The following is a 26,231-nucleotide window of genomic DNA, read 5'->3' on the forward strand; positions in this document are numbered from 1 at the left end:
CATCCTAACGGCAAGTCAGTTGCCCTTGTGGTCGAAGACAGCCCGAGCATCGGGCCTTGACCATTCAGTGCGCCATCAATACGGGCATCGAAAGGTCATTGAGTATCGACTTGGTAACGCCGCCGAACAACTTTTCGCGCAGGCGTGAGTGGCCGTAGGCACCCATCACGACGAGGTCTGCCGACATATCCGCGGCATGTCGCTTCAGCACCTCAGCAACGCTCTTGCCCGAACTTGGAAGCCGCTCGACCGTGACTTTCGCGCCATGACGAGCGAGGTAGGTCGCCACGTCGGCACCGGGTTCCGCACCTTGGTGGCTTTCTCCTTCAACAGGATCGACAAGAACCAGGCGCACATCATCAGCGGCCGTCAGCATGTGGATTGCCTCACGAACGGCGCGTGAGGCTTCGATGCGCGAATCCCAGGCAATCATCACCTTCTTTGGTTGCAGGGTTGGCTGCGAGCCTTCCGGTACTAGCAGCATTGGTTTGCCCGACGAAAAAAGGGCGCCTTCAATGGTCTTGTCCTTGAGGGTGCCGTCCGACAGTAGTTCCGGTCCGATGAAGGTCAGGTCGGCATAGCGCGCCCGCCGACCGATGATTTCATCGGCCCAGACGATTTCCGCATAGGCGTTTGTAATGTCAACCGATAGCGCAGAGCTAGCCAGCAGGTGCGAAACCTCAGCGGTTCGTTTTTCGAGCCGTTCGAGGTCGGCACGACGCTCTTCCATCCAGGCGTCCGTTATCGGAACGGCGAAAGTGCCGATCGGTGGCGGCGCGGCGAGGGCAACCGCCAGCACCGATAGATGAGCGCCGACTTCTTCACATAGACCGCTCGCCAGCTTGATGTCGTTGTCGCCGCGATGTGTCCCGGTGACCGTTAGAATTGTCTTGAAGGGCATAGCGTGGTTCCTCTCGCTTGACTGGACACAGCAATCGATATCGCCAACGGCGGGGACATTCCTTGCGCTGCGTCAAATCGTGGAGGGCGTCTGACAACAGGTTTGACGGGGATCAAAGATTGGCCCGGTCGATCAGCTAGGGTTTGTTCCCATGCACTGGGGTAACCGAAATGAAGCGCATGATCGCAATTTCAGTCCTTGTGACAATAAGCTGCGTGCCAGTTGCCGCCCAACAGATGAGCTACGGTGAAAGTGAATTCATCAATTCATGTGCAGTTTGTCATGGCCGAGGTGGAAAGGGCGATGGACCATTGGCCGAGGAACTGCGAAAGGCGCCCGCCGACTTGACGCGCCTTTCAGAACGGAACGATGACGAGTTTCCCTATTGGCTCGTCTTTGCGGTGATTGACGGTCGCCACATCGTGCCGGGGCATGGCGAGCGCGAAATGCCCGTATGGGGACGCGAATTCCTTGATAGCGACCAACGCGCCTATGGTGCGACGGGCGGAGAAGCTGTGACCCAGGAGAGAATTCACCAGCTCGCAGAGTACATACAGACGCTGCAGAGATAGGGGCGGCCTTGCAGGGCGACGCTCGATAGCACTCGACCGATGGGAAATCGCGATGCTCACCGAAGACCAGACAGCCGCAGTCGCCTTCTTGTTGAATGCGGCGACGCATCGTGACGCCAACAAAGTGGAAATGATTGAGACGCATATTTCCCGCGTTTTTCTTGCTGGAGAGCGCGCCTTCAAGATGAAGCGAGCAGTCAAGCTACCCTATGCAGATTTTTCGACGGCAGACCTTCGGCTCGCTGTCTGCAAGCTGGAGGTCGAGCGTAATTCAATGACTGCGCCGGGCCTCTATCTAGGTACACGGCGCTTGACGCGTGCACCTAACGACCAGCTGGAGTTCGATGGACCTGGCGAGCTCGTCGATGCAGTGGTCGAGATGCGCCGCTTCGATCAATCGGCCTTGCTGGATCGAATGGCTTTGGCCGGCGAACTGACGCCAAAACTCATGACGGACGTCGCTCGAACGATCATACGGTTTCACCGTGGCGCCCCTGTTTCTCATTCCGGCACCGGTACGGCGAACCTAGGACACGTGCTCGACATCAACCGTGCTGGGTTTGCAACGAGCAGTGTCTTCACCAATGTCGAAATTGAAGCGTTCGACGGGCTGTTCCGAAATGCGCTAGCACGGCACGGGAGCTTGCTCGATAGTCGCGAACGCCTCGGCAAGATACGGCGGTGTCATGGCGACCTCCACTTGCGAAACATCTGCCGATTTGAAGGCGAGCCTCGGCTTTTCGACTGCATTGAATTTAATGACCAGATCGCAACGGTGGATGTGCTCTACGATCTCGCATTCCTGCTGATGGACCTCTGGTATCGCGGTTTGCCAGAGTTCGCCAACCTAGTTGTGAACCGCTACCTCGATGAAGCGGACGATGAAGACGGCTTCATCCTTTTGCCCATGTTGATGGCGATCCGCGCTGCAGTCCGTTCGCATGTTGCCGCGACGCTCGCAGAAGAGGGCGGTGACAACAAGGTGAAGCTGGTTGCCGAAGCAAAATCATACTTCGAACTTGCCCGGCTGCTGCTTGTCGACTGTCCGCCGAGGCTTGTCGCTCTTGGAGGCATGAGCGGTTCCGGCAAGACCACAGTTGCGGAAGCTGTCGCTGCGCACATCGGGGCGCCTCCAGGGGCGCGGATAGTCGAAAGCGATCGCGTAAGGAAAAGTCTTCACGGCGTGCCGGCCGAAACCCGACTGCCGGCGAGGGCATACCTGCCCGAGGTATCAGAACGCGTCTATGCCGAAATGGCCTGGCGTGCCGGGTTGATCCTTTCCCAAGGCGGTTCGGTGGTTGCCGATGCCGTCTTTGATCGCCCCTCGGACAGGCAAAGGATCGAGCGTAGTGCCACCGAAAGGCATTTACCCTTCGTCGGCTTCTGGCTTGAGGCTGACCCGGATTTGCTTTGGCAGCGGGTGAGCGAACGAAAAGGAGGGCCATCGGATGCGACCATCGATGTATTGTCACGGCAGTTGCGTCGCAATGGCGCTAGTGTCAGTTGGGTGAAGCTCGATGCGGCGCGTGCGCCTGCTCGGATCGTTGCGGATATTTTGGCATTCAGCCCGCACCAACCGGGGTAGCTGTAAGCACTTAAGGCGACTTCAGCATGAGCGTCGCGACGCAGAGGCCATAGTCCTCTGCGACGTGTTCAATGGCAAACCCGAATTCCCTGCACATAGCTAGCATTTTCCGGTTCTCGCTGAGGATCATGCCTTCGATCTTGGCGATACCATCGGCACGTGCGTAGTCGATGATCTGGCGTAGCAGTTCCCAGCCGAGGCCCTTACCCTGTAAATCTGTCCGGACGAGCAGCGCATATTCGGCCACGGCATGGTCAGGGTCGCATGAGAGGCGACTGATGCCCGCGAGCTTGCCACTGGCGGCCTCGATCGCAACGAATGCCATCTCTCGGTCGTAGTCGAGTTGTGTCAGCCGTTTCAGCATCTGGTCGGGAAAGGTCTTGCGCGGACCAAGAAATCGGAACCTGAGGTCTCCCTGCGAGACTTGTGCAAGGAACGGCGGATAGAGACTGAAGTCAGTCGGTTTGATGGGGCGGAAGGAGTATTGCATCCCATTGAAGTCAACACTCCGCTCCCACTTTGCGGGGTAGGGACGAATGACGAGATCGGCGTTGGGACTCGGCTCCTCGACCTTCGCCGGATCGATTTGGATGCGGGCGTCCAAGGCCATCGCCCCGTCCGCATCGACCAGGACAGGGTTGATGTCCAATGATGTGATGCACCGAAAATCGACGACCAGTTGCGAGATGCTATTCAACGCCGCCAAAAGTGCAGCGCGGTTGGCTGGCTCGCGATTGCGGAAGCCGGCCAGCAGGCGGCCGGCGCGGGTACTGTCGATCATATCTCCAGCCAGAACATCATCCAGAGGCGGTAGCGCCATCGCGGTGTCGTTCAACACTTCAACCGCAACCCCTCCCGTGCCGAACAGCATGACGGGCCCGAATATCGGGTCGCGGTTCATGCCCAAGATCAGTTCAAGTGCCTGCTTTCTGATGATCATAGGCTGCACTGAATAGCCGTCCACCGAGGCACCCGGCATAGCCGTACGAACACGCCGGTAGATGGCCTCGGCGGCATTTTTGGCCGCAGCAGAAGACCCGACATCAAGCACAACTCCTCCGATATCTGACTTGTGCGAAATGTCCTTGGACAGAAGCTTCACCACGACCTTTTCTGTGGTCAAGAGCATTGTGGCCGCTGCCTGACCGACTTCGGACGGGGAGTTGGCCACCACTGTCTTTGGCGTCGGTATCCTGTAAGCCGCGATCACTGTCTTGGCCTCGGGTTCCGTCAGCATGGACCGCCCTTCCTTGGCAACTTGCCGGAACACCGAACGCGCAAGATCTCGATCCGCGTTGGAAGCATCGTCGTGTGTTGAGGGCACTCGCATGAGTGCGGTTTGCGCTCGGGACCAGTCGCCGAGATAGCAGACCGCACGTGCTGCCTCAGCTGTCGTCCCGAAACTGGCAGTGCCTGCGTTCTGCAGTATGCGTCGTCCGTCTTTGGCGGTGTTTTCGCCGAGCCAGCACGTGAGCACCGGTTTGCCATTTATCTTGCCGTTATGCGCAATGGCGCCGACGGCGGCGGCGGCTTCGGTCGCCGACGCGAGTCCCGTGGGACAGTTCAGAACCATCAGGGCGTCCGTGCCGGGATCGTCCGCCACTGCCTGGATGGCGTCGACGTATCGACTTGGAGGCGCGTCGCCGATGATGTCGACCGGATTTGCCCGCGACCATGTTAAGGGCAGACAAGCATTCAGCCTGTCGAAAGTCGCGGACGACAGTTTGGCCAGGTCGCACCTCCGATCCAGCAGTTCGTCGAGCGCGAGCACTCCGGCGCCGCCGCCGTTCGTCACGATGCCTACGCGAATTTGCTGCAGTGGGGCAAAGTTGGCCATGGTCTCGGCTGCGTCAAAGAGTTCCAGGAGTCCTTCGACACGGAGCACCCCCGCGCGTCTGAAAGCTGCGCTGACCGCGCGATCACCCCCGGCAAGCGCGCCTGTATGAGTAGCGGCAGCCTGTTCATGCCGTCCGGATTTTATTGCGACAACGGGCTTAAGCCGGGCCGCGGCGCGCGCCGCCGACATGAACTTGCGCGGATTCGGGATCGTCTCGAGATACATGAGAATTGCATGCGTGGCAGGGTCGCCAGCAAGCATGTCGAGATAGTCCCCAACGTCGACGTCGGCCATTTCGCCCAAGGAGACTACGTGTGAAAAGCCGACATTGTTGTCGAGTGCCCAGTCCACCAACGCGGTCACGACGGCCCCGGATTGTGAAAGCAGCGCAATCCCGCCACATCGCGCAGATTTATGCGCGAAGCTGGCATTGAGCTTGAGCGAGGGGATCATCAATCCGAGCGTGTTCGGTCCAATTATCCGGAAAAGATTTGGCTTGGCTGCATCGAGCATGGCTTGCCTGAGCCCGTTTTCTGGGGTGAGACCCGCTGTAATCACGACAGCAGCCTTGCACCCCTTGTTGCCGAGTTCGCGAATAATGGCTGGAACGGTGGCTGGGGGCGTGACGATGACACTGAGGTCCGGAATGCCCGGAAGGTCTTGTGCTTGGCGGTAACAAGGCCTGCCGACAATCTGCCGATATTTCGGATTGACAGGCCAGATCTCTCCTTCAAAGCCGCCTTGCACGATGTTTTCGAAGACAACGCGCCCGACAGAACCCTGTCGTGTCGAAGCACCAAAGACCGCCACTGATTTGGGGTGCCATGCGAATTCAAGGTTCCGGATGGTCAAGACGCCTGTCCTCCTGCGGTCACCTTACGTCCAAGTTTGCCGAAATGCTTTGCCGCACATCAACCCTTGCAGCTCACTTATGCTCCGTCACCACCGGATTGACCTGCGTCAAGGCCACAGAGTTGCCGCTGTGGTCGACTGGAGGCAACAACATCGGACCCATTGACCCTGGGCGCCGCCATCGCAAGGCAGGAAAGGGCAGAGGAAATGCGGATCATGCCCACAGGATCACAAATGGGAAAATATGCCGCTCGGATGCGGTTCGGGCATCATGGGCGGCACCCACGTCCCCGGCACCCAAGACAATGAATCGACGGCGAAGTGAGCCTATCGCATTCGCATTCGTCACCGAGCAGGGTGGCCAAAGCCGGAGAAATGCCGTGAACGAACCGCTGCTCCGGAAATCTTTGCTGGCGATTGCCCTCACGGGGCTGGCGGCAGGACTTGCTGGCGCGTTGGGAGCGCAGTTTCTGCTCCCACCGGAGAGTGTGTGGACGCTGGCCACCTTGCCGGTGATCGCTGCGCTCGCGGTATCCATCTTCCGCGATCTGTTTGCTGGGCGCCTTGGCGTTGACGCTATCGCATTGCTATCGATGTCAGCTGCCCTGGTGTTCGGTGAAGCCTTGGCCGCTGTTGTCGTGGCGATCATGTATACAGGCGGCAACGTGCTGGAGGACTATGCACGGGGCCGCGCCGAGCGTGATCTGAAGGCGCTGACTGATCGGTCACCCCGGATTGCGCATCGCAGGTCCGGGGAACGTTTTGAGAGCATTCCAGTCGACCAGGTCTCAGTCGATGACGAGCTCATGGTGCGAGCTGGTGAGGTCTTGCCGGTCGACGGCGTGCTTCTCGACGACAGCGCCAGGGTTGACGAGTCTGCGATAACCGGCGAGCCTTTCCCAAAGGCTTGCAAGCGCAGCGACGCGCTGCGTAGCGGGACAGTAAATGCAGGTGAGATGTTTCACATGCGCGCGTCCGCGATGGCAGGCCAAAGTACTTATGCCGGCATCGTACGAATGGTCGAGGCGGCTCAGACAGCCAAGGCCCCGTTCATTCGCTTGGCGGATCGTTTTGCATTGGTCTTGCTGCCGCTGACACTGATTGTGGCGGGTATTGCCTGGTACGCCTCGGCCGATCCCATCCGGGCACTTGCTGTTCTTGTGGTTGCAACACCGTGCCCGCTCATTCTGGCTGCGCCGATAGCATTTATTGCCGGGGTATCACGGGCGGCACGGCACGGCATTTTGATGAAAGGAAGCACCGCCCTGGAGGCTCTTGCCAAAGCCCGAACGGCTGTTTTCGACAAGACCGGCACGCTGACGCACGGTGGTGCTCAACTTGTGGAGATGGAAGTCGCCCCAGGCCGCGACAGTGATGAGCTTCTCGGGTTGTTGGCCTCTTTGGAACAGGCATCCCATCACGTCCTGGCCGATGCAATCGTTGCTCTCGCCAAAGAAAGGGCGCTCAAACTGTTTCGACCTGAGGGGGTTTGCGAGTATCGCGGATCAGGTCTCAAGGGGATTGTGTGTGGCGTGAGTGTATCCGCAGGCTCGCAATCGCTCATCCTTGCTGACCGTGACTTGCCCGCCTGGGCAGAGAGGATCGTCGCCCGCTACAAAGGCCAGCCAGCGTTAGCTGTCTATGTCGCAGTCGACGAGCGGCTGGCTGCCATCCTTGTCCTGGGAGATGGGCTGCGTGCCGACGCTGTCGATGCCATGTCGCGGCTTAGGCGAGCTGGGATCAACCGCAGCCTGATGCTCACGGGGGATGATGTCGAGACCGCCAATCGGATTGGTGGGACACTCGGCTTCGACCGGATCGTTGCGGATGCGTCGCCGGCCGACAAGGTTGCGATTATCAAAGCAGAAACCCTCGCGGCGCCGACAATGATGGTTGGCGATGGCATTAATGATGCTCCAGCGTTGGCGACCGCGACGGTGGGTGTTGCGATGGGCGCCCGAGGTGCCACAGCTTCATCCGAAGCCGCTGATGTCATTGTGTTGACCGATCACTTGGGGCCTGTAGCTGATGCCGTTGCAATTGCGCATCGGACAACGACCATCGCAAAGCAGAGCATAGTGGTGGGACTGGCTCTTTCTGGCGTGGCGATGATCGCGGCAGGATTCGGTTTAATCACACCTGTCGCAGGCGCTCTTCTGCAAGAGGGAATTGATGTGGCAGTAATCCTGAATGCGCTGCGGGCCCTTGGTGGCGACCAAATTTCAAAGGCGCGGTTCGGGTAAATTTGCAGACGGAGCCGTGGCAAGTGCCCGGCCAGTAGACCAGGCCGTTGACAAGGTGATGGTCAATGGCCACTCAAACGCTTGCCCGTTTCAGCGTACCGAGGAGCGCATCGATGATGGACGAGATTATTGCCCGTCTCGGTCTTGCGCTTGCTATTGGTCTTCTGGTCGGCCTTGAACGAGGTTGGCAGGAAAGAAATGCACCGGATCGAAGCCGGACCGCCGGCATTCGGACTTTCGGGATATCGGGGCTGCTGGGCGGCGTCATCGCAACCCTTGCCCAGGCATTCAACACGCCGTCAGTGCTTGTTGGCGGCTTCCTCGGATTCGCTGCAGTCTTTGCTTGGTACAAGGCGCGCGAGGCAGTTCACGACGAAGATTTCAGCGTCACGGGCGTGGTCGCTGGGTTGGCAGTTTTCGCACTCGGGGCGCTGGCGGTGGCCGGTGACTATCGTGCCGCGGCTGCAGGCGGCGCCGGGTTAGCAGCGGTGCTGGCCAGTCGCGAATTGCTGCATGGTCTTCTGCGGCGGCTGACCTGGATTGAACTTCGTTCGGCTCTTATCCTTGCGGTCATGACGACGGTCGTTCTGCCGCTGTTGCCGGATAGAACCGTTGATCCTTGGGGTGGGTTCAATCCGCGCGAGGTCTGGATCTTCACTGTCCTGATCGCTGCGATCTCATACGCCGGTTATGTCGCGGTGCGCGTGCTCGGACCGACGCGAGGCCTGTTGGTAAGCGCAGTGACTGGAGCGATCGTTTCGTCCACCGCAGTCACAGTCGCGCTAGCGCGTTCGGCCATCGCGGTCAGTGGTGTTTCGACCCTTGCAGGAGCCGCTTGCCTAGCGGCCATGGTTTCAATCGTTCGCGTCATGACTATCGTGCTCATACTGGATCCTGCGGTGGCCATAGGTGCGGCACCTGTGGCGCTCACCGCCGCGACGGTTTTCGCGGCTGGCGGGCTGTTCCTTCTGTCACGAGTTGGCGACCGTAAGGTCACCGAAGCCCCGATGCGCAATCCCTTCGAACTTGGCCCTTTGCTTGTGTTTGCAGCCTTTTTCGCTGTTGCCTCGGTGGCAAGTGCCTTGCTCGCCGGCTTCGTCGGCAGCAGTGGTGTCCTCGCGGTTTCGGCCGTTTCAGCGCTTTTCGACGTCGATATAGCGGTCTTGAGTGCGCTTCGCCTGGCTAAGGACGCTGCTTCAACCCAAGTGGCTACGCTGGCGGTGCTGTTCGCACTTGCAGCGAACGCCATCGGACGCCTCGGATTGGCGATGATTTCCGGACCGCTTCGGTTTTCGGCGCCCCTGCTTGTTGTGACCGCCATCGCGTTTGCATTCGGCATCGCCAGTCTGAAGTTGGGGCCCGCGTTCTAGCAGGATTGCAACAGTCGATTTGACGCGGATCAAGGTCAACTGGATGCCATAGGCTATTTCAGGGCAGAGAAAGGACTTTGCCATGACCTCTTTGAAAGATCTCACGCCCAATTTTCGCAACGTTCGGCTGCTCCTCGCACGGGAAAAGAACCATCCCGGTGGAGAACAGGACATCGGCTATGACCTGCTGATACCTCTGGATGGCGAAGGCCGGATCGACTCTGCCGACTGGAAGAAACATCAAGCCGTCTGCCGTGTCAGAAAATTCAGCGCAGATAGGGAGGACCGCATCGGATTGCTCAGGCGCAAACCGGGCGGACAATGGTTCTTTGACTATGCCGAAGGCGACAAGGACGATGAGATCGGATTTCGCCTGGGAGAGGAGCGGTTCGCTGTTGGCGAATATGTTTCTGTCGGCCGCAAGGGGTCGATGCACACGTATCAGATCGCGAGAGTGGAGCGCCCCTGAGCGCGTGCGCGCCTAAGCGTCCCCAAGGATAAACCCCGCAAGATAGGGACGTTTGGAATACGCGTGCGTGGCCCGGGTTGAGGTGACGACCGATGAACCTACAAGTCGTTGCATTTTGGTCCAGGCGATTGGCGGACGTCATGGCCGCGCTGGATACGCAGCCCAATGGCTTGAGTTCGGCACAGGCAAACCTACGCCGCAAGGTTTACGGCTCGAATGCAATCGAGGGTCGTTCGGCGGGCGAGGCGGTACGACTACTGTTGCGGCAGCTCCGAAGCCCTTTGGTGCTCGTACTCATGTTCGCCGCGACAATCTCCTTCTTGATGGGAGAGCGGCAGGAAGCGCTCATTATCTTTTTGATCTTGTTGGCGAGCTGCGGTCTGGGATTTACGCAGGAATACGGTGCGTCAAAGGCCGTAGTGGCGCTGAAACGCCAACTCCTGCGAAAAGTCATGATGTTGCGCGATGGGATCGAAACCGAGGTTGCCGTCGATGAAGTCGTCCCTGGCGACATCCTGAAGCTTTCTGCCGGAGACCTCGTTGCCGCGGACGGACTTATTATCGAGGCGCGCGATTTCAATGTCAGTGAGTCCGTTCTCACGGGCGAATCTTTTCCGGTCGTGAAATCGCCGGGCATTGTGGCGGTGGAGAGCCCAATCGGTGGGCGGACGAACTCAGTTTTCACCGGCACTTCCGTTCGAAGTGGCACAGCAATTGTACTAGCCGTGGCGACGGGGAGGGCGACTGAATTCGCTGGTATTGCCGATGCTGTCGAGAAACAAATTGATGAAAGCGGGTTCGCCAAGGGCATACGACGTTTTGGCTACCTGATGACGGAGGTGATGCTGGCGATCGTTATAGTGGTCTTCGTCGTCAACCTATTGCTCGACAGGCCGCTTGCTGAGTCTCTGCTATTTTCCCTTGCGCTCGCTGTGGGCCTTACCCCTGAATTATTACCGGCTATCATCAGCGTCACGCTCGCTCGCGGAGCGGCAGCCATGGCAAAAAGCGGGGTCATCGTGCGTCGCCTGGAAGCCATAGAGAACCTTGGCAGCATGGACGTGCTGTGTACCGACAAGACGGGCACCCTCACCGAGGGCGCTATTAAGCTTGATCGGTGGACGGACGCAAAAGGACGCCCGTCCGATCAGGTGCTCGCTTGGGCTGGGTTGAACGCCTCGCTCCAGACTGGAATCAAGAATCCTCTCGACGAAGCGATCGTGGCGGCCATTCCAGAATGGCAGCTGCAAGACGGCGAGTGGTTGAAGGTCGATGAACTGCCCTACGATTTCATCCGCAAGCGACTGTCGGTCGTGGTTCGTGCGACTGACAAAAAAGTGTTGATGATCTGCAAGGGTGCGGTCAGGACCGTCTTGGACGTCAGCGCCTCAGTAATCGATGGCAAAAGAACCCTTCCCCTTATGGCTGAGCGCAAGCGCAAAATTGAGGAGACTGTCCGGCACTGGAGCGAAGAGGGCTTTCGCGTGCTTGCGCTGGCGGTCCGCGAAGTCGAACCCGGCGACAAGGTTACCCGCGATGATGAATCCGGGCTAACGCTTGCGGGCTTCTTGCTGTTTTTCGATCCGCCCAAAGAGGGCGTGGCAGCCACATTGACGGCCCTCGCCAAGCGAGGCGTGTCAGTCAAGATGATCTCGGGTGACGACAGGCACGTCGCAAAGCATCTTGCCAAGGCAATAGGCCTGTCAGCCGACGCCGTTATGACGGGAAGCGAATTGATGCATTTGACAAGGGACGCTTTGTTCGCGCGCGTTGCTGAAATCGACATCTTCGCCGAGATTGACCCCAATCAGAAGGAACGCATCGTCGAGGCCCTGAAACGGCGTGGGAAGATTGTCGGCTACCTCGGAGACGGTATCAACGATGCGCCGGCGCTGCACCAGGCAGATGTCGGCATTTCGGTAGAGCACGCTGTCGATGTGGCGCGCGAGGCGGCCGATATCATCTTGCTCAAGCGAGACCTGGGCGTTCTCATACGGGGTATCGACGATGGTCGAAAGACTTTCGCTAATACCATGAAATACATTGCAATAACGACGAGCGCAAATTTCGGCAATATGATCAGCATGGCAATTGCGTCGCTTTTCCTTCCCTTTCTGCCACTTCTTGCCAAACAAATTCTGCTCAACAACTTCCTGTCCGATCTCCCGGCCCTGGCGATTGCGACTGACCATGTAGATATCGAGGAAACACGGCGCCCGCGGAGATGGGACATTGGCTTCATCCGCCGCTTCATGGTTCGCTTTGGCCTTGCCAGCTCATTCTTCGATGCGGTCACTTTTGCGTTTCTCTTGTTTGTCGTCAACGCTTCACCGTCTGCCTTTCAGACGGGATGGTTCACGGAATCACTGCTTACTGAACTGGCCATTGTTTTGGTGGTCCGAACACACAAGCCAGCCTGGAGGAGCCATCCGAGCCGCACGCTGACGCTGCTCACGATCGCTGTTGCAGTGGTGGCAGTCACGTTGCCTTACTCGCCCGTTGCCGCCTGGTTCGGCTTCGAACCCCTGCCGTTGCCAGTGCTCGGTGGTCTGCTCTGCATTACCGCTGCCTATGTGGTCACATCCGAATGGCTGAAGATGCGCTTCTTCGCCGCCTCCAATCGACACAATGCCGATCCTCGCTGGCCGACCAAACGGGTATCTCTTGGCCGCCGTAGCGAGCGATCGGCGCGTATGTCCAACGAGATGTGAGCCCATGTCACGCCGTATCCTCATTATCATCGGTCATCCCGACCCTGCTCCGGAGCGATTTTGTCGCGCGCTGGCGGCAGCTTATGCCGCCGCCGCAGAGCGCGCGGGGCACCAAGTCCGGAAGATCGATCTCGCAATCATGGACTTCCCGCTATTGCGAACCGCTGATGCATTCGAACATGGACCTGTTCCAGCACCGTTGAGGGAGGCCGCCGAGGCGGTTGTCTGGTCCGAACATCTGGTGTTCGTATTCCCGCTATGGCTAGGTACCATGCCCGCTCTGCTCAAGGGGTTTCTCGAGCAAGTCATGCGGCCAGGAGTGGCATTTGACTACCCGGACAAGGAAGGGGCGCTGACCAAATCCCTGCTACGTGGCCGCTCGGCGCGGATCGTGGTGACGATGGGGATGCCCACCATCTTCTATCGGCTTTGGTTTCTCAGCCATGGAATCGCGAGCATGCGTCGTGGCATTCTCAATTTCGTTGGTATCAAGCCGGTTCGCGAGACGCTTCTTGGCCCAGTCGGTGGAATCAATTCCGTGCGGCGGTCAAAATGGATACGCCAGATGGAGAAGCTGGGCGAACAAGGTCTTTGACCTAAGTCATTGGCACCAAGACCCGGCCCCGCTGATATGTCCTGCTCGCAGATCGCTCAGGGCATCGTTGGCCCGATGCGCCGGGTAAACCAGAGTCTGGGTCTGAACCTTCGCTTTCTTGGCAATTGAAAAGAACTCGTGCCGTCGTTACGGGTTAGGTTTGCGACAGAGACAAGTTAACGCTCGCCCCAAATCAACTTGTATTTCATGATCAGGATGTCGCTCATGTGGATGCCGCCGCAAACGACACGTCCCCCTTTACCACTAAACTCCGTGCAGTCGCTGGATCGAGACAATTAGGCTCGCGCGGAAGACAGGTTGCGGCGCTGACTAGGATCACAGAAGTGCCGCTCGTAGCGCCTTGGAAACATCCTGCCAATCTGGCTATCCGCACCCGGTTCCTATGGCTCCCTGTCGCGCCGCGATATATGTTGACTGCAAATGTTCGACCATCCGAACAGTTTGGACCCGAACACGTTTGCACCCGATCACGTATTGGACCAGTCATGGCAGTGTTGAGACAAGGTCGTGGTTGACGGGGCAAGCCTGAAGCAATTGCGCAGTTACGTTTTCCCTCTCCGTTACAATGGGAAGGCGTCCTATCTTTTTGCGGTGGCGGTGGTAGGCGCAGCACTGCTGCTTCGTCTGGGGCTGCAAGGTGCCCTTGCAGATCGCGCGATCTTTACGTTGTTCGTTCCGGCGATCCTCGCCGCCTCCATAGCCGGCGGTATCGGGCCTGGGCTTCTGACTGTCGTCATGTCGTTGTCTGCCGCTTTCTACATCGGAGGCCTTCAGCTTGCGGGCAGCACCAACGCTCTCGTTTTCGTGGTGTTTGCGCTGGTCGGGCTGTCGATTGTGGGGATGGGCGACCTCCTGCATCGCGCCTGGAGCGCCGTTGAGGAGACGAAACGTGCGCTCGACGAGCGCGAAGCCCACTTGAGATCAATATTGGACACAGTACTTGATGCAACCGTCGTGATCGAGAAGGACGGGACAATAGTCTCTTTCAACGCGGCAGCCATCCGGCAATTCGGCTATCAGGAGGATGAGGTCAGGGGTCAAAACGTGCGCATGCTCATGCCAGAGCCCTATAGAGGCGGTCATGATGGCTACATCCAACGCTATCTGACCACTGGCGAGAAACGCATCATCGGTGTCGACCGTGTTGTCATTGGCCGTCGCAAGGACGGCTCGACGTTTCCTATGAAGCTTGCTGTCGGCGAGATGAAGTCTGGTAACAAGACATACTTCACCGGGTTTATCCGCGATTTAACTGAGCGTGAGGAGTCTGCGGCGCGATTGCAGGAAATCCAGGGCGAGTTGGCCAGGCTCGCCCGGCTCAACGAGCTTGGGGAGATGGCTTCGACGCTTGCGCATGAGCTCAATCAACCGTTGTCTGTGATTGCAAACTACGCCCAAGGATCTATACGCATGCTGCACGAAAGCCCGCAGAAGGCATCGTCCTACTTGCCCGACGCTCTCGATGAGATCTCGACGCAGTCGCTTCGGGCGGGCCAGATCATCCGTCATCTCCGCGAGTTCGTGATGCGCGGTGAGACCGAAAAGGCACCCCAGGACATCCGAAAGCTCGTCGAGGAGGCTGGGGCGCTAGCCCTTGTGGGATCGAGAGAACGCGGCGTCCGATCGGTTTTCGACTTTGCGCCTGGTGCTGGTATGGTGATGGTAGACGCGGTCCAGATCCAGCAGGTTCTTACAAATCTCATGCGCAACGGCATGGAGGCAATGCGCGACAGCGAAGTACGTCTTCTCACCGTGCGAACATTTCCTGGAGCGCCAGGTGAAGTGGCTGTTGAGGTGTCCGACACAGGCCCAGGAATTCCTGATGAAATCGCAGCCCGCCTGTTCAAACCCTTTGTTACCACCAAGCCAAGCGGCATGGGTATCGGTCTGTCGATAGCCAAGCGCATCATCGAAGCCCATGCTGGCGTGATAGAAATGAGGAAGAACGCTCACGGGGGCGTGACTTTCCGATTTACGCTGCCTGCTTATGAAGAGGGGGAGCTCAATGGACAAGGGTGACTACGTCGTTCATGTCGTCGACGACGAGGAACCTGTCAGAAGGTCATTGGTGTTTTTGCTGACAATGGCTGGGTATACTGTTCGACAGCATGACTCGGCGACGGCATTCCTGTCAGTCGCCCCAGCAATCAACAATGGCTGTCTGGTGACCGATCTGCGTATGCCAGACCTTGATGGGATCGAACTACTTCAGCGCCTTCGCCAACTGCCTTCGTCCATTCCAACCATTGTAATTACTGGACATGGGGACGTTCCGCTGGCGGTCGAAGCGATGAAAGCCGGCGCACTCGATTTTATCGAGAAGCCATTTCAGGAAGACATCTTGACCGCTGCGATTGATCGCGCGGCCGCCAGCCTTGGTAGAGCGGCAGTCCATGAAGACATTTCCGCCATTCGAGCTCGGGCCGCATCCTTGAGCGAGCGGGAGCGTGAGGTTTTTGCGGCTGTTGTCGCGGGGCTCCCAAACAAAACAATCGCCTATGATCTCGACATCAGCCCGCGCAAGGTTGAGGTCCATCGGGCCAATGTAATGTCCAAGATGGAAGCCAAAAGCCTGCCTGAACTCGTGCGAATGGCGCTCGAGGCTGGGCTGGACTCCAGGTAGAGAGCATCAGCTGGATGAGGTCTACGTACTCTCCCGTAGGGACATAACCGAATTTTCCGGTTGTCCGAATTGCGCGATAGATCTCTCGACACTTGCATCCGGGAGAGCGCCATGACCCTACACAGCAGAGCAGATTTCTTGACTGGCGCCGAATTGGACGACGGGTGCACGCTAATTCACACGCCCGCATTCTCATTTGGCGCAGCAATACCGTCTGCGTTTCATGCGGCCGGTTCGGAGATCTTTTCGCAAGGGAGCGAAGCTCGCTCACTCTACATCGTAAAGTTTGGGTGCGTACGAACTTACCGCCTGTTGGCAGACGGTCGTCGCCAGATCTCGGCGTTCCATCTGCCAGGCGAGGTCTTCGGATTTGAAGCAGACGACAGGCATCATTTCTTTGCCGAGGCGGTAGGGGCTACCTGCACAGTTTCCATCAGGATTTCGGCAACCACGGAACTGTCGCGAGAACTTCTGCCGTTGGCATTACGAGGGCTGGTGCGGGCTCAAGAACATCTTTTGGTACTGGGCCGTCAAAATGCGCCCGAGCGGGTCGCGGCATTTCTAGTAGATATGTTCGAGCGTCAAGGTGGTCTTGACCGGCTTGAACTGCCGATGTCGCGGACTGACATCGCTGACTATCTCGGACTCTCACTTGAGACCGTTTCGCGTGTCTTCACCAAGCTCAGGGAGCGTGGGATCATCCGTTTGCCGTCCCTGCGTACAGTCGAGATTGCGAAATGGCGGTCGCTCGCAGAGATGTGCGAATAGGGCGCAAGGCGCGGATTTGCATAGACCAAGCCTGGCCTCGTATCACGCGCCTTGTTGTTAGACTGATCGGTCTGGCGATTCCTGCCCCGCGATGAGTTGTTGGAGCCGGTCAAGAAATGGTCTCAGGCCGGCGATGATCTTGAGCTGCGCGTCGGGCATTGCAAACCACTCAGCGCGATCCGCCTCTGGGAAGTACTGCTTTGTCCCGCCACGTGGTGGCCATTCCATCTCGAAGAGATTGCTTCTCAACTCGGCGGGTTCGAAATCTCCTTGCAGGGCGAAGGCTGTCACCATCTTCCCACTAGGCTGGCGCTGGGTTCCGAGCGGTAGTAGCTTACCTATAGCCTCGCTACCTGTCTCTTCGAGGAATTCTCGTCTGGCTGCCGCATCTGGCTCCTCGCCGTCGGCATATTCACCCTTGGGGATCGACCAAGCCCCAAGATCACGTTTGCTCCAAAATGGCCCGCCAGGATGAATCAGGAGTAGCTGCAGCCCCGCCGCAGTGCGCCTAAACATCAGGATGCCCGCGCTTTTCTTCGTCATGCCGACGCTTGCCGATTGAGCTGATACCGCTGACGATATCGATCTCATATTTGATCCCGGTCAAGGTTTCCCACGGGATATCGGCGAAGCTGGGCTGTCAATTGCACGCACGCCTCACGGAGCATCAAGGAAATGATCCCACGTCTACGGTTCCATGGAGCGGCCCATGCAGTGACTGGTTCCTGCTACGAACTTGAAGTTGGAAGTGGTCGAATCCTGATCGATTGCGGTTTGTTTCAAGGATCGAAGTCCGAACGAGAACTCAACTATGGCGAGTTTCCCTTCGATCCAGCCAAGATCGACGCAGTGGTGCTGACACACGCTCACATCGACCACAGCGGCCTGCTTCCCAAATTCATGAAGCACGGCTTTTCTGGCCCCATCCACGCTACGCGCGCGACAATCGATCTCTGTTCGGTGATGCTGCCGGATTGCGCGCATATCCAGGAGATGGAAGTCGAGCATTTGAACAGGCGCAATGCCCAGCGCGGCCGTGCCGCCGTGGCGCCAATCTACAGCACGGACGATGCCGCGAAGTGTATGACACTGTTCCACGCAAGAGAGTACGGAGAATGGTTCAAGGTCGCGATTGGTATTCGGGTCCGTTTCTGGAATGCTGGCCATCTGCTGGGTTCAGCTTCGGTAGAGATCGAAATCGAGGATGACCCAAAGCCGCTCAGGCTTTTGTTTTCTGGAGACATTGGCCCCGCTCACAAGCTTCTGCAGCCCGATCCGGAAGCTCCGGCGGATGTAGATTATCTGATCTGTGAATCCACCTATGGAGACCGTGAGCGAGGGGAAATCACCCCGGAGAGGCGCCGATCATTGCTGTTGCAAGAGGTGCGTGGCGCGCTCGAGGCAAATGGGCCGCTGATCATCCCGTCATTCGCAGTCGAACGGACCCAGGAGTTGCTTGTCGACCTGTTCTATCTGATGCGCGAAGGAGCTATTCCTAAAGCTGACATCTTCGTGGATTCGCCGCTTGCCACGCGCGCCAGCACGATTTTCGAGCGGCACGCCGACGAGATTCAGGAAGGCGACGTGTTGAGACAAGCCCTCAACTCTCGCGAAGTGCGCTTCACGGAAACCGTGGAGCAAAGCAAGGCCATAAACCGCCTGAGGGGCTTTTATGTCGTGATCGCCGCAAGCGGCATGTGTGACGCCGGACGTATTCGCCATCATCTCAAGGCCAACATATGGCGCAGGAATGCGACCATAATGCTTGCCGGATTTCAGGCACAGGGAACCCTGGGACGAATCCTCGTCGACGGTGCCGATCGGATTCGCATTCAGGGGGAGGAATTCCAGGTCAAGGCTCGGATACGGCAACTGGACTTGTATTCAGGACATGCTGATGCGAGCGAGCTCGATGACTGGGTGCGTGAACGCCTGCCGATCCACAAGGGCGTCTTCCTGACGCATGGCGAGGAGTCTGGCTTGTCGGGATTGAAGTCACGTGTGTCCGCCTTTGTTTCTGCAGACCGGATTATCGTGCCGGAACTTGATGATGCCTTCGATCTGGGACCGGTAGGCGCGCACCAGGTCGATCTCAATGAGCCGAAGCGGCTTCTGCCGGGAAAGGTGGCCCGCTTGGATTGGCACAACGATCTTTCCGAGCTCTTGCTGGATGTGAGCCAGGCGGTAAGCGAGCAAGCCGACGAGCGCGGACGTGCCGCCGTTATTCGACGTCTTCGGCACGCGCTTGGCTCACCTGAGCAGAACTAGGCTGAAGCTGCTTCCGATCGGCCGCCTGCGTTCTCCAGCGTCAGGTGGACCTGCCTGGCAATTGCCATCTCCTCATTGGTGGCAACCACCCGAACTTCCACTTTGCTGTCGACATCACTGATCACATCGTGGCTTTTTGACGTATCAAGCTTTACGCCCAACCAGTCGAGGCGGCGGCAGATCGCGTTGCGTACCTCCGCGGCATTCTCGCCGACCCCTCCCGTGAATACCAAAAGCTCTAATCCTCCAAGCGTATTGGCCAACGCCGCGATGGCGCGTGAGACGCTGAAGACAAACAAGTCAATTGCGGCGGCGGCACGCGGATCGTTGCTGGCGAGCAGAACGCGCATGTCCCCCGAAATTCCGGACACGCCGAGCAGACCGGAGCGGCGGTAAAGCAGGTTCTCTACCTCGTCGATGGATAGACCGCAGGCTTTCTGCAGATAGAGAATTATGCCCGGATCGACGGCACCCGAGCGGGTGGCCATCATCACGCCGTCGAGCGCGGTAAACCCCATGGTCGTATCCTGGCTTTTGCCGTCGACCATGGCGCAGAGGCTGCAGCCGCTGCCCAGATGTGCCACCACCGTCTTTTTCGACGACAGATCGGGTGAAATTTGCCCCAGTTGATAGGCAATGAACTCGTAAGACAGGCCGTGAAAGCCGTAGCGCCGCAATCCCATCTCTTCATATTCGCACGGGATGGCGTAGCGGCTGACGGGTGGAGCGAGCGTGCTGTGAAATGCTGTGTCGAAACAGCCGATCTGCACCAGCCCAGGCCGAAACTCGGACAGTGCCTTGACCGGACCCAGGCTCGCGGGCTGATGCAGGGGCGCGATGGGCGTGAGTTCGTCCAGCGCCTCGATAACCTCGTTTGTCAGACGAACGGGCGATATAAAGCGACAGCCGCCATGCACGATACGATGCCCGACTGCAACAATCTGCTCGCTGCCGAGCCGCGTGTCGAGAAAGCGCAAAAGCTCCTGCAACAACGCACCGGTTGACCGGGCTGGAAGGCGCAACGGCCTGTCAGCAAGAGGGCGTCCCGCCGCGTCTTGCGCCGAAAAGCGCGGCGTATCGGCTAAGCCGTCGAAGACGCCCCGCATCAGCGGCTCCACCTCGCGTTTCGACGCAGCCTTGAACACGCCGAATTTGAGACTGGACGAGCCGGCGTTGAGTGCCAGAACGATCATGCTTCCTGATCCTTGTCCCACCACGAGACTGCTTCTTGCAGACCCGGCCTGCCTGGGCGCTAGTGCCGCCACGCCCAGTCCCGCACCTCGGGCATGTCTTCCCCTTGCTCGCGCACGAACCGCCAATGTTCGGCCAGTTTATCCTCGAAGCTGCGGCGGGCTTTCGCCGCTTCGGGTCCCGGATTGCCGATCCTGTCAATTGCCTCGATGGCGAGGTGATAGCGGTCCATCTCGTTGAGCACCGCCATGTCGAAGGGGGTGGTGGTCGTACCCTCCTCCTTGAAGCCACGAACGTGGAAATTATCGTGGTTGTTGCGCCGATAGGTCAGTCGGTGGATGAGGTAGGGATAGCCGTGATAGGCAAAGATCACGGGCCTCTTGCGCGTGAACAAGGCGTCGAATGCGTCGTCTGTCAAACCGTGCGGATGCTGGCTGTCCGGCTGCAACGTCATCAGGTCGACGACGTTGACGACGCGGATCCGCAAGTGGGGAAGGGTGCTTCGAAGCAGGTCCACCGCGGCAAGCGTTTCCAGCGTCGGCACGTCTCCTGCGCAGGCCATGACCACATCGGGTTCGCCATCACCTAGCTCTGTGCCTGCCCATTGCCAAATGCCCGCACCGGCCTCGCAATGGGCAATGGCGTCGGTGATGTTCAGCCATTGCAGTTGCGGCTGCTTGCCGGCAACGATCACGTTGACGCGGTTATGTGTGCGCAGGCAGTGATCGGTGACCCAGAGCAGTGTGTTCGCATCCGGCGGCAGATAGATGCGCACGATGTCGGCCTTCTTGTTTGCGACCAGATCGACGAAGCCCGGATCCTGATGGCTGAAACCGTTATGATCCTGTCGCCACACATGTGAGGTCAAAAGGTAGTTCAGCGAGGCGACCGGTTGCCGCCAAGCCAGCTCGCGCGAAACCTTGAGCCATTTGGCGTGCTGGTTGAACATCGAGTCAACGATGTGGATGAACGCTTCGTAGCAGGAAAAGAAGCCGTGCCTACCGCTCAGCAGATAGCCCTCCAACCAACCCTGGCAAAGGTTTTCGCTGAGCACTTCCATGACCCGGCCGTCATGCGCCAGATGTTCGTCGTAGGGCTCGATGCCCTCCATCCAGACGCGGTCGGTCACCGCAAAGACGTCATCGAGGCGGTTGGATGCAGTTTCATCCGGACCCATCAGCCTGAAATTGCGCGCCTCGGCATTCAGCGTCATAACCTGTCGGAGCAGACGCCCCATGGCGCGCGTGGCTTCCGACTTGGCGGCACCGGGAGCAGTTACCTCCACGGCGAGCGAACGAAAGTCTGGAAGCATGAGGTCGCGCTTGAGCAATCCGCCGTTGGTGTGTGGGTTTGCGCCCATCCGGCGTTTGCCCTTTGGCGCCAGCGTCTGCAGTTCTGCATGCAGCCGACCTTGTTCGTCGAAAAGTTCTTCAGGTCTGTAGCTGCGCATCCAATCTTCGAGCAGTTTGAGGTGACCTGCGTCTTTTCGCGGATCGGAGATCGGCACCTGGTGCGCACGCCAGAAGCCTTCGACCTTCTTACCATCAACCTCCTTGGGGCCGGTCCAGCCCTTGGGGCTACGCAAGACGATCATTGGCCATTGCGGTCGATCGGTATTGCCCACGCTGCGCGCCCTGGTCTGAATCTCAGTGATACGCTTAAGCGCGAAATCGAGCGTTTCCGCCATCTGCCTGTGCATCATTTGGGGTTCGTCGCCTTCGACGAAAAGAGGCTCGTGGCCGTAGCCGCGGAGCAGGCTTTCCAGTTCCGCCTTCTCCATCCGCGCCAGAATGGTCGGGTTGGCAATCTTGTAGCCATTGAGGTGCAGGATCGGCAGCACGGCGCCGTCATGTACCGGGTTCAGGAACTTGTTCGAATGCCAGGAAGCAGCGAGCGTGCCGGTCTCAGCTTCGCCGTCACCGATGACGCAGGCGACGACGAGATCGGGATTGTCGAAAGCAGCACCGTAAGCGTGGACGAGCGCATAACCGAGCTCGCCTCCCTCATGAATGGAGCCGGGCGTCTCGGGAGCTGCGTGGCTGGGAACCCCGCCGGGAAAGGAGAACTGGCGGAAAAGTTTGCGAATGCCGTCGAGATCGCGGCTGATTTGTGGATAGATTTCGCTGTAGCTACCCTCGAGATAGGTATTGGCGACCATGCCTGGCCCACCGTGACCGGGACCGCAGACATAGATCATGTCGAGGTCGTGCATCTGGATAAGCCGATTTAGATGGGCATAGATGAAGTTGAGGCCGGGTGTCGTGCCCCAGTGACCGAGCAGCCTGGGCTTCACGTGCTCGGGCTTTAGCGGCCCACGCAGCAAAGGATTGTCGAGAAGATAGATCTGGCCGACTGACAGATAGTTCGCTGCCTGCCAGTAGCGGTGGAGCAGCGCAATTTCCCCATCGTCGATAGCGTGCTCTCGGTTATTACCGTCAAGCCTTCCCATGCGCATTTCCTTCTACGAAGATCAGAAAGTGGCAATCACTAAGGAACAATAGGTCGCTCCCCGCCTTGCGCTAGGTCAAACAGCGGTTTCTTTCAGGATGTATGTGCTTGGCCGTCACTACATAAAGACGAAGGCGGCATTAGCCGAGGCTCGCGACGAGCACCCATGACCCAACCCAGTCGACACTCAGGCCACGACGATCTCTAAGCCGCAGGAGCCTGCTCCGCGGAAATCAGGACCGCAGGCTTGCTCGCCATAAGGGCTTGATGAATTCCAGAACGAGCAACACGATGATCCCGGCTGCCAGCGTCACGGTAAGGTCGTAGACATGCAGAGGGCCGAATGCAAACAGCGCGCTGAGCCATGGCAAGTAGAGGCTGGCCGCAAGTATTGCGCTGACCCCCAGAAGGATCCACCCCAGTGAAGGATTATGCCCGCGAACCGCCGTCATCAGCGATGCGCTAAAGGAGCGATTGACAAGAATGAGGCTGATGATCGAAATCACAAGTGAAAAGAAAGTTAGCGCACGCACTTCGTCCTCCGGCATGCCGCGATCGAGAGCCACTAGGTAAATGGCGGCCACCAGCCCGAACACCAACGCACCCTGCATTACGCTCCAGCCGATCAGCGGCCACGAAAACAAAGACTCATTGGGCCGACGTGGCTTGCGGCGCATCACGTCACCTTCCTCCCTCTCCGCTTCGAAGACCAAGGCGCACACCGGATCGATGATCATTTCAAGGAAGGCAATGTGGATAGGCCCCATCAGGATCGGGAGACCGAACACAAGCGGCAGGAGCGCCAATCCGGCTATCGGAACATGGACGGCGAAGATGAATCCCATGGCTTTGCGCAAATTGTCATAGATGCGGCGTCCGAGCCGGACGGCAACGACGATTGATCCAAAATCGTCGTTAAGAAGCACAATTGATGAGGCTTCGCGCGCGACGTCGGTCCCGCGCCCGCCCATGGCGACGCCGATATGCGCGGCCTTAAGGGACGGCGCGTCGTTCACACCGTCACCGGTCATTGCAACGATCTCGCCGTCGGCCTTCAGTGCCTGCACAATTCGCAGTTTCTGTTCCGGCATGATCCGTGCGAACACGGACGCGCTACGCACCCGGCGCGCAAACTCGGCTTCATCGAGAGATGCGAGAGCATTGCCGGTCTGCACTTCGTCGACCGCGATTCCGGCCTGAAGCGCAATGGCGCGCGCCGTCGCGGGATAATCGCCTGTTATCATGACGACCCTGATCCCGGCCGAGCGGCATTCGCGCACGGCGTCAGGGACGCCGGCGCGCAGCGGATCTGCAAGACCGGCCAGCCCTAGAAAGACGAATGGAAATTCCTTCTGCGTGCCCGGCAAATGACCGCTCTCATGGCTGGATTTCGCAACGCCCAACACGCGCAATCCTTCGGTAGCCATCTCGTCCACCGATTGCCGCAAAGCATCAAGTTCGGCTTCGTCGAGGTGGCACAAACCTGCGATGGCTTCAGGCGCGCCCTTGGCAGCGACCAGGAAAGCGGGCGCAGGGGTATCGGTCCGCCAGACCTGTGTCATGGCGAGAAGGTCGGGACGCAGCCCATAGCTATGCGCGAGTGTCCATTTCGGCCCGGGCAAGCCGTCCGTTGCGTTCAGTCCATCGTGTGCAAGCTTATGGATGGCCTTCTCCATCGGATCGAACGGCTCTGGTGCGCTGGCAAGCAGGGCGTACGCAGCGAGTTCCCGGAAACGACCCGGTATTGTGATCTCGTCCGTATTTCCTGTGCGGAAGGATGCGCCATCCGGGTGCCGAAGTTCGGCGATGCTCATCCGGTTCTCGGTTAGCGTGCCGGTCTTGTCGGTGCACAGCACCGTCGCTGATCCTAACGTCTCAATGGAGCTGGCGCGGCGTGTCAGCACGCGCGCGTGGGAAAGCCGCCATGCGCCCATTGCCATGAAGACGGTCAGGACGACCGGAAATTCCTCCGGCAGCATCGCCATGCCGATAGTGATCCCTGCAAGCACGGCATCAAGCCAGCCGCCGCGTAGCGTGCCGTAAAGTGCGACCGTCGCAAGGCTGATGACGATGCCGCCCATCGCGGCTAAACGTACAATCCGCGCTGTCTGCGCCTTAAGGCGGGGAGGCTCGGTTTCAAGCGTATGGAGCGCCTGGCCAATCTTCCCGATTTCGCTGCGCGGTCCGGTGGCGATCACTTCGGCGATGCCACTGCCACGCACCACGAGCGACCCCGAATAAACAAAAGGCAGGTCGTCCCCACCAGGTCGAGACAGGCTGCCTGTCTTGTCGACGGACAACGCCTTGCGTACTGGCACAGATTCCCCGGTCAGCAAGGATTCATCGACCTGCAAATCCTGCAACTGTAGGAGGGTTGCGTCGGCCGGAACACGGTCACCTTCGCCAAGTACGACCAGATCGCCACGTGCGACCTCGCGGCCTGCAACGCGAACACGCAAGCCGTTCCTGACCACGAGCGCGCGCGGACTGGTGAGATCTCTTAACGCTTCCATCACGCGCTCGGTACGCGCTTGCTGAACGAAGCTGATCAGCACCGACAGGGCCGCAAAGGCAAGCAGGATCAGCGCTTCCCTTAGATCGCCGAGCAGAAGATAGACGACGCCGCCACCAAGCAAGAGAGCGAGCATCGGCTCGCGCAGAACCTCCAACATGATGCCAAGCGTTGTCCGGCGGTCGAGGTGGGGCAGTTCATTGAAGCCTTCTGACTTAAGCCGCCCCTGTGCTTCCGCCTCGCTAAGACCGGACAACAAAGGTGTATGCTCATCGGTCATGGCATTGAAAGGCCAGTGAAGTATATCGGCAAAAATGTTTCGATGCCGACCAAGAACTGGTTCATCGGCACTGTCATTGTCGGTCCGACTCTATCCACGTACCGCGCATGCCCTTTACGATCTCCGGCGCATCTTCAAGTCTGCCGATCGCGGCCGGCTTTCCGGTTGCTTCCGAAAACTCAATTGCGGCTGTCACTTTCGGCCGCATCGAGCCGGCCGGAAAGTCTGCCACGGAAATGTTGGAGCTGCGCAGATGGCCAAGCGGACGGGCACCGGGAGTGCCCCAGCCGAGATATATGGCGTCGACGTCGGTCAGCATGAGCAACATGTCGGCTTCGAGGTTGCGCGCCAGAAGCGAGCTGGCGAGGTCCTTGTCGATGACCGCCTCGATGCCTGCGATGGCGCCGTTCTCCAGCTCGACCACGGGTATGCCTCCGCCACCGGCACAGATGACGACAACACCGCGTTCGACCAGGAAGCGGAGAACTTTTGCCTCCAGGATTGCCAGTGGTTTTGGCGACGGCACGACGCGACGCCATCTGTCATTGTCCAGCGCGATTCGCCAGCCGCGCTCAGCGGAGAGTCTGCGCGCGGTCGCCTCGTCATATGTAGGGCCGATCGGTTTAGTCGGGTTCGCGAAGGCCGGATCACGCGGATCGACCCTGACCTGCGTCAGCAGCGTCGCAAAAAGCTGATCCTTCATCACGTTGCCGAGCTCTTGCTGCAGGACGTAGCCGACCATGCCGGCGCTCTCCGCATCGAGAACGTCCAGTGGGAAGGGGGCGTCGGAGGACGCGGTGGCCTGCAATGCGAGCAACCCAACCTGTGGTCCGTTGCCATGCGTGATCACCAGAGTGTGTCCGGCCTCGACGAGTTCGGTCAGCGCGGAGGCGGCCCTCCGGATGTTGGCGCGCTGGTTTTCGGCCGTCATCGGCTCGCCACGACGCAACAGCGCATTCCCACCTAAGGCGACGACGATGCGCAT

General features: G+C 58.9%; 18 protein-coding genes and 1 pseudogene. 11 read left to right on the forward strand and 8 right to left on the reverse strand.

The window, feature by feature from the left end:
* Positions 1-64: 64 nt before the first annotated feature.
* Positions 65-901, reverse strand: a complete 837-nt coding sequence (locus tag ACSQ3E_RS09675) for a universal stress protein (protein WP_436122545.1) — start codon at positions 899-901, stop codon at positions 65-67.
* A 179-nt stretch (positions 902-1,080) separates the two neighbouring features.
* Between ACSQ3E_RS09675 and ACSQ3E_RS09680 the strand changes: the two genes are divergently transcribed.
* Complete coding sequence (locus ACSQ3E_RS09680) at positions 1,081-1,473, forward strand: c-type cytochrome (RefSeq protein WP_436122546.1); 393 nt, start codon at positions 1,081-1,083, stop codon at positions 1,471-1,473.
* Between the two features lie 52 nt (positions 1,474-1,525).
* The gene (locus tag ACSQ3E_RS09685) at positions 1,526-3,058 is read left to right on the forward strand and encodes an AAA family ATPase (RefSeq protein ID WP_436122547.1); all 1,533 of its coding nucleotides are present in this window, start codon (positions 1,526-1,528) and stop codon (positions 3,056-3,058) included.
* 10 nt (positions 3,059-3,068) lie between these two features.
* Here the strand turns inward: ACSQ3E_RS09685 and ACSQ3E_RS09690 are convergent, their stop codons facing one another.
* Positions 3,069-5,747, reverse strand: a complete 2,679-nt coding sequence (locus ACSQ3E_RS09690) for a bifunctional acetate--CoA ligase family protein/GNAT family N-acetyltransferase (protein WP_436122548.1) — start codon at positions 5,745-5,747, stop codon at positions 3,069-3,071.
* A gap of 380 nt (positions 5,748-6,127) precedes the next feature.
* Between ACSQ3E_RS09690 and ACSQ3E_RS09695 the strand changes: the two genes are divergently transcribed.
* From ACSQ3E_RS09695 to ACSQ3E_RS09715, 5 genes are all read left to right on the forward strand, one after another.
* Positions 6,128-7,990, forward strand: coding sequence for a heavy metal translocating P-type ATPase (locus tag ACSQ3E_RS09695; protein WP_436122549.1), 1,863 nt, complete (start codon positions 6,128-6,130; stop codon positions 7,988-7,990).
* A gap of 116 nt (positions 7,991-8,106) precedes the next feature.
* Positions 8,107-9,360: an MgtC/SapB family protein gene (locus ACSQ3E_RS09700; RefSeq protein WP_436122967.1), complete on the forward strand. Its 1,254-nt coding sequence runs from the start codon at positions 8,107-8,109 to the stop codon at positions 9,358-9,360.
* Between the two features lie 82 nt (positions 9,361-9,442).
* Positions 9,443-9,829 (forward strand): hypothetical protein, encoded by a 387-nt coding sequence (locus ACSQ3E_RS09705; protein WP_436122550.1) that lies wholly within the window; start codon positions 9,443-9,445, stop codon positions 9,827-9,829.
* 92 nt (positions 9,830-9,921) lie between these two features.
* Positions 9,922-12,540 (forward strand): magnesium-translocating P-type ATPase, encoded by a 2,619-nt coding sequence (gene mgtA / locus ACSQ3E_RS09710; protein ID WP_436122551.1) that lies wholly within the window; start codon positions 9,922-9,924, stop codon positions 12,538-12,540.
* 4 nt (positions 12,541-12,544) lie between these two features.
* The gene (locus ACSQ3E_RS09715) at positions 12,545-13,135 is read left to right on the forward strand and encodes an NAD(P)H-dependent oxidoreductase (protein WP_436122552.1); all 591 of its coding nucleotides are present in this window, start codon (positions 12,545-12,547) and stop codon (positions 13,133-13,135) included.
* A gap of 1 nt (position 13,136) precedes the next feature.
* Here the strand turns inward: ACSQ3E_RS09715 and ACSQ3E_RS09720 are convergent.
* Positions 13,137-13,395 (reverse strand): annotated as a pseudogene (locus tag ACSQ3E_RS09720) (alcohol dehydrogenase); the annotation flags it as partial.
* Positions 13,396-13,663: 268 nt separating this feature from the next.
* Here ACSQ3E_RS09720 and ACSQ3E_RS09725 point away from each other — a divergent pair.
* The 3 genes from ACSQ3E_RS09725 to ACSQ3E_RS09735 all read left to right on the forward strand — a co-directional run bounded on the left by ACSQ3E_RS09725 (position 13,664) and on the right by ACSQ3E_RS09735 (position 16,547).
* The gene (locus ACSQ3E_RS09725) at positions 13,664-15,175 is read left to right on the forward strand and encodes a PAS domain S-box protein (RefSeq protein ID WP_436122553.1); all 1,512 of its coding nucleotides are present in this window, start codon (positions 13,664-13,666) and stop codon (positions 15,173-15,175) included.
* Entirely contained in the window at positions 15,162-15,779 is a 618-nt protein-coding gene (gene fixJ, locus ACSQ3E_RS09730) for a response regulator FixJ (protein WP_436122554.1), read from the forward strand. Before ACSQ3E_RS09725 ends, fixJ begins: the two co-directional genes overlap by 14 nt.
* 111 nt (positions 15,780-15,890) lie before the next feature.
* Positions 15,891-16,547: a helix-turn-helix domain-containing protein gene (locus tag ACSQ3E_RS09735; RefSeq protein WP_436122555.1), complete on the forward strand. Its 657-nt coding sequence runs from the start codon at positions 15,891-15,893 to the stop codon at positions 16,545-16,547.
* A 57-nt stretch (positions 16,548-16,604) separates the two neighbouring features.
* On the opposite strand, the gene ACSQ3E_RS09740 is transcribed toward ACSQ3E_RS09735, so the two are convergent.
* The gene (locus ACSQ3E_RS09740) at positions 16,605-17,090 is read right to left on the reverse strand and encodes an NUDIX domain-containing protein (RefSeq protein ID WP_436122556.1); all 486 of its coding nucleotides are present in this window, start codon (positions 17,088-17,090) and stop codon (positions 16,605-16,607) included.
* Between the two features lie 132 nt (positions 17,091-17,222).
* Here ACSQ3E_RS09740 and ACSQ3E_RS09745 point away from each other — a divergent pair, with 132 nt between their 5' ends.
* The gene (locus ACSQ3E_RS09745) at positions 17,223-18,815 is read left to right on the forward strand and encodes an MBL fold metallo-hydrolase (protein ID WP_436122557.1); all 1,593 of its coding nucleotides are present in this window, start codon (positions 17,223-17,225) and stop codon (positions 18,813-18,815) included.
* Here ACSQ3E_RS09745 and ACSQ3E_RS09750 read toward each other — a convergent pair.
* The 4 genes from ACSQ3E_RS09750 to arcC form a co-directional block, all read right to left on the reverse strand.
* The gene (locus tag ACSQ3E_RS09750) at positions 18,812-20,008 is read right to left on the reverse strand and encodes an acetate/propionate family kinase (RefSeq protein ID WP_436122558.1); all 1,197 of its coding nucleotides are present in this window, start codon (positions 20,006-20,008) and stop codon (positions 18,812-18,814) included. The two genes, ACSQ3E_RS09745 and ACSQ3E_RS09750, sit on opposite strands and share 4 nt — an antisense overlap.
* Positions 20,009-20,067: 59 nt before the next feature.
* Positions 20,068-22,455, reverse strand: coding sequence for a phosphoketolase family protein (locus ACSQ3E_RS09755; protein WP_436122559.1), 2,388 nt, complete (start codon positions 22,453-22,455; stop codon positions 20,068-20,070).
* A gap of 232 nt (positions 22,456-22,687) precedes the next feature.
* The gene (locus ACSQ3E_RS09760; protein ID WP_436122560.1) at positions 22,688-25,246 is read right to left on the reverse strand and encodes a cation-translocating P-type ATPase; all 2,559 of its coding nucleotides are present in this window, start codon (positions 25,244-25,246) and stop codon (positions 22,688-22,690) included.
* Positions 25,247-25,319: 73 nt separating this feature from the next.
* The gene (arcC, locus tag ACSQ3E_RS09765) at positions 25,320-26,231 is read right to left on the reverse strand and encodes a carbamate kinase (RefSeq protein ID WP_436122561.1); all 912 of its coding nucleotides are present in this window, start codon (positions 26,229-26,231) and stop codon (positions 25,320-25,322) included.

Origin of the sequence: Aminobacter sp. LjRoot7 (assembly GCF_964252895.1) — a bacterium.
Classification (GTDB): Bacteria; Pseudomonadota; Alphaproteobacteria; order Rhizobiales; family Rhizobiaceae; genus Aminobacter; species Aminobacter aminovorans_B.

Excerpts from the sequence above, each read along its gene's own strand:
- ACSQ3E_RS09745 (WP_436122557.1), top strand. The coding sequence starts at position 17,223 with ATGATCCCACGTCTACGGTTCCATGGAGCGGCCCATGCAGTGACTGGT.
- ACSQ3E_RS09685 (WP_436122547.1), top strand. The coding sequence starts at position 1,526 with ATGCTCACCGAAGACCAGACAGCCGCAGTCGCCTTCTTGTTGAATGCG.
- ACSQ3E_RS09755 (WP_436122559.1), bottom strand. The coding sequence starts at position 22,455 with ATGGGAAGGCTTGACGGTAATAACCGAGAGCACGCTATCGACGATGGG.
- ACSQ3E_RS09705 (WP_436122550.1), top strand. The coding sequence starts at position 9,443 with ATGACCTCTTTGAAAGATCTCACGCCCAATTTTCGCAACGTTCGGCTG.
- ACSQ3E_RS09715 (WP_436122552.1), top strand. The coding sequence starts at position 12,545 with ATGTCACGCCGTATCCTCATTATCATCGGTCATCCCGACCCTGCTCCG.
- fixJ (WP_436122554.1), top strand. The coding sequence starts at position 15,162 with ATGGACAAGGGTGACTACGTCGTTCATGTCGTCGACGACGAGGAACCT.
- mgtA (WP_436122551.1), top strand. The coding sequence starts at position 9,922 with ATGAACCTACAAGTCGTTGCATTTTGGTCCAGGCGATTGGCGGACGTC.
- arcC (WP_436122561.1), bottom strand. The coding sequence starts at position 26,231 with ATGCGCATCGTCGTCGCCTTAGGTGGGAATGCGCTGTTGCGTCGTGGC.
- ACSQ3E_RS09740 (WP_436122556.1), bottom strand. The coding sequence starts at position 17,090 with ATGACGAAGAAAAGCGCGGGCATCCTGATGTTTAGGCGCACTGCGGCG.
- ACSQ3E_RS09680 (WP_436122546.1), top strand. The coding sequence starts at position 1,081 with ATGATCGCAATTTCAGTCCTTGTGACAATAAGCTGCGTGCCAGTTGCC.
- ACSQ3E_RS09735 (WP_436122555.1), top strand. The coding sequence starts at position 15,891 with ATGACCCTACACAGCAGAGCAGATTTCTTGACTGGCGCCGAATTGGAC.
- ACSQ3E_RS09700 (WP_436122967.1), top strand. The coding sequence starts at position 8,107 with ATGGACGAGATTATTGCCCGTCTCGGTCTTGCGCTTGCTATTGGTCTT.
- ACSQ3E_RS09675 (WP_436122545.1), bottom strand. The coding sequence starts at position 901 with ATGCCCTTCAAGACAATTCTAACGGTCACCGGGACACATCGCGGCGAC.
- ACSQ3E_RS09750 (WP_436122558.1), bottom strand. The coding sequence starts at position 20,008 with ATGATCGTTCTGGCACTCAACGCCGGCTCGTCCAGTCTCAAATTCGGC.
- ACSQ3E_RS09760 (WP_436122560.1), bottom strand. The coding sequence starts at position 25,246 with ATGACCGATGAGCATACACCTTTGTTGTCCGGTCTTAGCGAGGCGGAA.